The organism is Nostoc sp. 2RC, assembly GCF_014222165.1.
GTDB classification, from domain to species: domain Bacteria; phylum Cyanobacteriota; class Cyanobacteriia; order Cyanobacteriales; family Nostocaceae; genus Nostoc; species Nostoc linckia.
The window spans coordinates 1-6,484 of the sequence record NZ_JACKZU010000431.1; the positions used below are offsets into that span (position 1 = coordinate 1).

The following is a 6,484-nucleotide window of genomic DNA, read 5'->3' on the forward strand; positions in this document are numbered from 1 at the left end:
TTCGTTGGAAACGTAAAAATATTTCTGCCCCTCTTGGAGGCACAGAGGGGTTGGGGAGAGGTTCATCGAACTCACGTTAATATTAATCTTGGATTTTTGAAAACTATATCTCTAAGTATATGCTTTTTTAATTATTTAATAGATATATCAATTTATATTTTCTCATAATGCAAAATATATCATCTATCAATTAAATTTTTCTCTAACTTGTTGGACAATGTTATTAGAGTTCAATAAAAAGTTTTGTGTTAACTAACAAAAAAGCTTTAGAACCAAGTTTATTTGGTGTTTTAATCCAAGCAAATAGTATTTACTGCGGCATTTGTTTAACTGAGATTGAGTTACCAGAAAAATGTGCTTTTTTGGGAATTTTAAGAGACAGTAAAGTGATTTCAGTCAGTGATAATCCGATTATTTATGCAGGAGATTATATTTTAGCGATCGCAATTCATCCAATGATGGTTCCTGCTCTGAAAGTCACTCTCAAAAAAATCCATTCTCTTTATTATTCTCTAAACAATTGCTTATTGGAAGCTCGACCAACAGACAAACAATTTTTCAATTCAGATGATGCAGAATTTATTCTTCCAAAAGAATCTTCATCAGTCTACCCTGATTGAAGTTAAACTGATTGCAACTACACACTATGACACCAAATCACGGGATGGAGATATTCCCTTTGTCGCAGTATTTTTAGCCCACATGTCCTTCATAATTGCTTGGGGGATTGTTGTTCATATTGTTTCATGGTTTTGCAAATCTTTAGAAGATCCTCCACAAAATAAAGATGAAATAGTCAGCATCAAAACCGTACAGCAACATCCCTGTATAAACTGTCATTACTTTCATAGAAATTCTTATCTCAAGTGTGCAGTACATCCTTCTATTGCTTTGACTAAAGAAGCGTGGAATTGCTGCGATCGCAAATCTCGATGAATGATTTTATTTAGCTGCAATTTTGATTTATGAATCTTATTGTACGACCCTTTATTGCGGTGATGTTTATCTTAGCTCCATCCTTAATTAATCAAGGCAATGATTTGTTGAGACGACATATTATTCAACACCTCCAAGAAACAAGAAAATGTTTTGGTTGTAATTTATCAAGAGTTAATTTTTCAAAAGCTAATTTACAAGGAATTGATTTGCGATCGGCAAATCTTCAGGGAGCTAAGCTAAAAAATGCTAATCTCCGTTATGCAAATTTAGAATGGGCAGACCTCCGGGAAGTGAACCTCCAAGGAGCCGATTTAACTGGAGCAAACCTCAAGAATTCATTATTAACTAATGCTAATTTACAACAAGCAAATCTACAACATTCCAATCTCCAAGGCACTGATTTTAGAAATGCCAATCTTAGTTATGCCAATCTTAGTCAAACTTCCAAAAATAACGATATCCAAAATCGTAATTCTGTGATTCTCTGCAAAACAGTCATGCCCAATGGAATTAGAACGAATCACTGCTATGAAACCAGCAAAACTTGATGATTGATATTATGGCTTGATTAAACAATTACAAACTACATTCATGGAATACAAAGTAATAACATACACAAAAAAAGATACTAGTCCTTAAAATTATCAGGATGATTAATTTTCAATTAGGAGTCAAGCAACGTGACACAACTTAATTATGAAGCTAAAAAAAACTTTCTCTACCCTTATAGTCGCTACTACGGTGTAATTACACCAGACAATCTGATATTTAATGCCAATTTGCAGGAATTCGCTCAAAAAGTTGGCTACATCAGTAGTTTAGAAACTAATGGCAAACTATCTCCCGAAGAAGCTTTGAGGAAAATCGAGCTACTTTGGCAACAGTTGAAAGCTAGTAAATAAAGTTGTGCAATTCACCCTTTGTTAAATTTTAATTGATTTAGGAAACCAAACAAATTTATGAGACAAAAAGAAACGATATTTGTGATTCCCACCCATCGATTGAGAGATGTGGCAGAAACTATTGAAAAGTATGATGAAAATTTTTGGATAAATGGTCATGCTTTAAAAATTATAGTTTTTGATGATTCTACCATTGCCAATCACGAGAAATATTATCCGCTTTTAGAGCAAACTAAAACGGTTAATGATGTATTTTATGTAGGGCCATATCAAAAGGAACAATTTATTACATTTTTAAATGAAAGATTGCGCGATCGCAAACTAGAATCCCTGGTGAAAAATTTATTTCGACCCAGCTATGGCGGTAATCGTAACTTCACTCTCATGTATACCCTTGGACATTTAATGGTTAGTGCAGATGACGATATGCGACCAGATGCATTGATTGAAACTAGTCCAGAATCTTTAACAGGCGATGAAATTTGTCGAGGTAAACTAATTAAATCTAGTCAACAAGATGGTTTTGTGCATAAATCTTTTGATTTACTCACAGCTTTTGGTGATGTTCTCGGTCAAAAAGCCAGCCATGTCCCCAAAAATTTTGAAGCTGGAGAATTAATTCTTGATACAGCGATGGATTTGGAAACTAATACTACCAAAGGTTACTTTCGAGAAAACAGTCTTTTATTACAATCAGGCAGAGTATTAAATAATTCCATCGTCAAAATTGCCCAAACTTTTCGTACCGGAACTAACGATATTGATACACTTGATTTCGTTCACTTGTATCTCAATGATGAAAACCAAATTAGTCCAAATGACCTAAATGATTTTTATATTCTTACTAATTTTAGACCTGTGATTACTAACAAAAACTGGAGAATGGATTGTGGGGTCGCTGGATATGATAATCAGCTAGGTTTACCGCCATTTTTCCCAACTCGCCTGAGATTTGAAGATTATATTTACAGACTTTGGATACAGCAAGAAGGTATTGTGGCTGCACATGTTGATGCTGTTCAAAACCATATTAGAAATAATTACATGCGTAATCCCCTAGCTAGCGAACTTTTTAATGAAGAAATATGTAGTTTGCTGAAAAAGAAGATTAAAAATAGTGTTTATCATCTTGATGACTTGGGAATCAAGTTTGATTACTCTGGCGAGGTTACCTTACAAGACTCTGAAGAAATATTGCAAAAAATTTCTGCCATCCACACTCAAGTACTCAAAGCTTCCGCATCTGCTCAAAATGAAGACCGCAAACAGTCTCTTGAGTTATTTGCAGCAAATTTATCAAGAGTATTTTATGGCTTTGAACCTGACTTTTTTCAGCAAAATGTCTCCAGAATTATCGACGATGTGATTAGCCAATTTCATGGCTCTCTAGAAATTTGGCCGACTCTCGTGGAAATTTGTTATTTTTATAAAGATAAAAAAGAACTACCGCAAATTAAAGTCAAAAATAAGAAGCTAAAGTCTAGAAATGGCTCAAAATCTAGCGAAATACCAGCCTAAAGATTTTTTAGTGAATTTACAGGTCAGAATTTACGAGAATACGATGAATCACAGGTCAATCATAGTAGATTCTGACTTCTGTGTACTAAGTAAAAAATCAGGTTATTAAGTAATAAAAGATACCATTTTTGATTGTTAACCGTTAACAGTCAACCGTCAACCACCACGTGCTGTTGTTTATTTTTTGCAGTTGCCAATGCAGTCATCTACAAAACTTTACGATTCTTCATCCGTAAATCTTCTGTAAGACATAGCTGATGTGACTACAATCTGATAAGATTTCTACCAAGTAGAATAATTGCTTATTCTCTTTTTCTTGAACCCACTGATTTTGGGTCTTTTTTGGGAAAGGAAAATAAAAAATGTCTCATTTATTGTGGAAAACTCTGGCAGTAAGTCCAGTAGTTTTAGGAGTGACGGTGTTGGTTTCCGCTAGGGCTATAGCTGCTGAAGTAGCAAGCTTTTCTGAAGATGCAAAGGCAAAAGCTGTTCAGACAGAAGCACCAGAAGCTATTAGTGCCTCATTATCGCTGCAAATACAGCAACCAACTGCTGAAAAATTTGTGGTTGCCCAAGCTAAGACTGATGACAATAAAGTCTTAGAGCAAGTTAACCGCTACAGCAACGAAGGTAAAAACCAGAATTCTCTCTCTCAAGTCACATCAGTTTCTCAGTTTTCCGACGTACAGCCGACTGATTGGGCATTCCAAGCTTTGCAATCCCTGGTTGAACGCTACGGTTGTATTGCTGGATACCCGAATAGTACTTACCGTGGCAACCGCGCCTTAACACGCTATGAGTTTGCCGCAGGTTTGAATGCTTGTTTAGACAGAGTTAATGAACTGATTGCCACAGCAACTGCTGACTTGGTGACAAAACAGGATTTAGCGACTCTCCAGCGTTTGCAAGAAGAATTTTCCGCAGAACTAGCAACTCTGCGCGGTCGAGTAGATGCTTTAGAAGCGCGGACTGCGGAACTGGAAGCAAATCAGTTTTCCACCACCACCAAATTAGTGGGTGAAGCTATCTTTGCTGTTACTGATATATTTGGCGGTAACACTGGCGATGCTAATAACACTGTCTTCCAAGACAGGGTACGTTTAGACTTACAATCGAGCTTTACCGGTAAAGACGTACTGCACACTCGTCTTGCAGCTGGTAACGCAATAGCCTTTAACCAAATAGATAATGGTGGCGGCCTCATCGATACTGCTGAAGGCACACAAACATTTCAAATCGGTAGCACTGGTAACAATAGCGTAGTTATAGACTGGTTGTCGTACTACGTACCCATCGGCCCAGCTCAACTTTACGTTGCTGCCACCGGCGGTATTCACAGCGATTACGTTGCCACTAATAACCCTTACTTTGAGGATTATGACGGTGGTAATGGTGCGTTGTCTAGCTTTGCTTCTGAAAGTCCCATTTATCGCATCGGTGGTGGTGCAGGTGCGGCATTGACTTTACCCTTTGGTAAAGGTGGTAGCATTTTCAGACCAAGTTCGCTGACTATAGGTTATTTAGCATCAAATGCTAATAATCCTGGAGTAGGCCAAGGTTTGTTCGAGGGTAACTATGCGGCTTTGGGACAGTTGAACTTTAGTGTTGGCGATAGCATAGCGATCGCTGCTACCTATGTTCATGGTTATCATGGTGCCGGAGGCGGCAATTTATTCGATTTAGGTGGTGGTTTAGGCAGCACCAACCGCGTTGTAGGTACTAGTCAAGCTAACACCCTAACAGCCTTAAACGGATCTTCCAGTAATTCTTACGGTATATCCGCAGCCTTTAGACCCAGTGACAAACTGTCAGTTAGTGGCTTCATTTCTTACCACGATGTCACAGGCTTTGGTGCAGGTGATGATTATGAAGCTTGGAGTTACGGTCTTGGAATAGCCTTGCCTGACTTTGGTAAAAAAGGTAACGTATTGGGCATTTTTGCCGGTGCAGAACCTTATGCCCGTAACCGACCCGGCTTTGTTGGTAATGACGTACCCTATCACTTTGAAGGCTTCTATAAATATCGCGTCTCAGATAACATCTCAATCACTCCTGGGGTGATTTGGTTGACCTCTCCCGGTCAAAACAGCGCTAACGACGATGCGATTATTGGTACTCTAAGAACCACTTTCACGTTCTAAAGGTTTAGTCAAACATTAATTGAGTCACCAAAGAAGTTAACTTTGGTGACTTAATTTTTTATTGGGTATGGGGCATTGGGCATTGGGCAGAGGTGCAGAGGGGAAAAACTCATCTCCCCTACCTCCCCATCTCCCCATCTCCCTTGTCTACCCGTTCTCCCTCATCTTCCCCACCTCAATACCTTCTAACAAATATTTATGCAGACAAAGTTCATTACATCTGCAAGTCCTGACTGAGTTTTCAAATTAGTAAAAATAAAAGGTTTATCACCGCGCATTTTTTTAGCATCTCGTTCCATGACACTTAAATCTGCGCCGACGTGAGGTGCAAGGTCAGTTTTGTTAATCACCAATAAATCAGATTTAGTAATGCCGGGGCCACCTTTGCGGGGAATTTTATCACCAGCAGCAACATCAATGACGTAGATTGTTAAATCTACCAATTCTGGACTGAAGGTAGCAGCCAAATTATCACCACCACTTTCTAAAAACACTAAATCCAAATCGGTAAAACGTTCCTCTAATTGTTCAATTGCTGCTAAATTCATAGAAGCATCTTCACGAATGGCAGTATGGGGACAACCTCCAGTTTCTACACCCAAAATGCGATCGCTTGCTAAAGCCTGAGAACGCACTAAAAATTGAGCATCTTCTTGAGTATAAATATCATTCGTCACCACTGCAATCTGATACTGCTCGCGCAACCCCTTGCACAAAGCATCTACCAAAGCCGTCTTCCCGGAACCAACCGGGCCTGCAACACCTACTCTAAATGCGTTTTTAGTCATTAGTCATTAGTCATTAGTCATTGGTCATTAGTCATTGGTCATTAGTCATTGGGCATTGGGCATGGGGTATTGGGCATTGAGAGAATAATAACTCCTAACTCCTACTAACTCTCAACTCCTAATATTATGTCCGCATAATTAGTTATGATTCCCACAGTATTGCACCCCAAAGAGCCAAAGCTACGCTTTGTCTCCC

General features: G+C 38.4%; 7 protein-coding genes. 6 read left to right on the forward strand and 1 reads right to left on the reverse strand.

The features are described from left to right. Positions 1-245 precede the first annotated feature (245 nt). From GNE10_RS30560 to GNE10_RS30585, 6 genes are all read left to right on the forward strand, one after another. Positions 246-620, forward strand: a complete 375-nt coding sequence (locus tag GNE10_RS30560) for a TrkA C-terminal domain-containing protein (protein WP_185569573.1) — start codon at positions 246-248, stop codon at positions 618-620. Continuing rightward, positions 568-936 carry a hypothetical protein gene (locus GNE10_RS30565; RefSeq protein WP_185569575.1) on the forward strand — a complete coding sequence of 123 codons (369 nt, stop codon included), beginning with the start codon at positions 568-570 and terminating at the stop codon, positions 934-936. The genes GNE10_RS30560 and GNE10_RS30565 overlap by 53 nt, the downstream gene beginning before the upstream one ends. A gap of 29 nt (positions 937-965) precedes the next feature. After that, on the forward strand, positions 966-1,487 hold the full coding sequence (locus GNE10_RS30570; protein WP_260447095.1) for a pentapeptide repeat-containing protein: 522 nt from the start codon (positions 966-968) through the stop codon (positions 1,485-1,487). A gap of 132 nt (positions 1,488-1,619) precedes the next feature. Then, entirely contained in the window at positions 1,620-1,841 is a 222-nt protein-coding gene (locus GNE10_RS30575; RefSeq protein ID WP_185569577.1) for a hypothetical protein, read from the forward strand. 57 nt (positions 1,842-1,898) lie between these two features. Beyond that, entirely contained in the window at positions 1,899-3,359 is a 1,461-nt protein-coding gene (locus GNE10_RS30580; protein ID WP_185569579.1) for a hypothetical protein, read from the forward strand. 362 nt (positions 3,360-3,721) lie between these two features. After that, complete coding sequence (locus GNE10_RS30585) at positions 3,722-5,500, forward strand: iron uptake porin (protein ID WP_185569581.1); 1,779 nt, start codon at positions 3,722-3,724, stop codon at positions 5,498-5,500. A 185-nt stretch (positions 5,501-5,685) separates the two neighbouring features. Here the strand turns inward: GNE10_RS30585 and ureG are convergent, their stop codons facing one another. Beyond that, positions 5,686-6,288: an urease accessory protein UreG gene (gene ureG / locus GNE10_RS30590; protein ID WP_185569583.1), complete on the reverse strand. Its 603-nt coding sequence runs from the start codon at positions 6,286-6,288 to the stop codon at positions 5,686-5,688. Positions 6,289-6,484 lie beyond the last annotated feature (196 nt).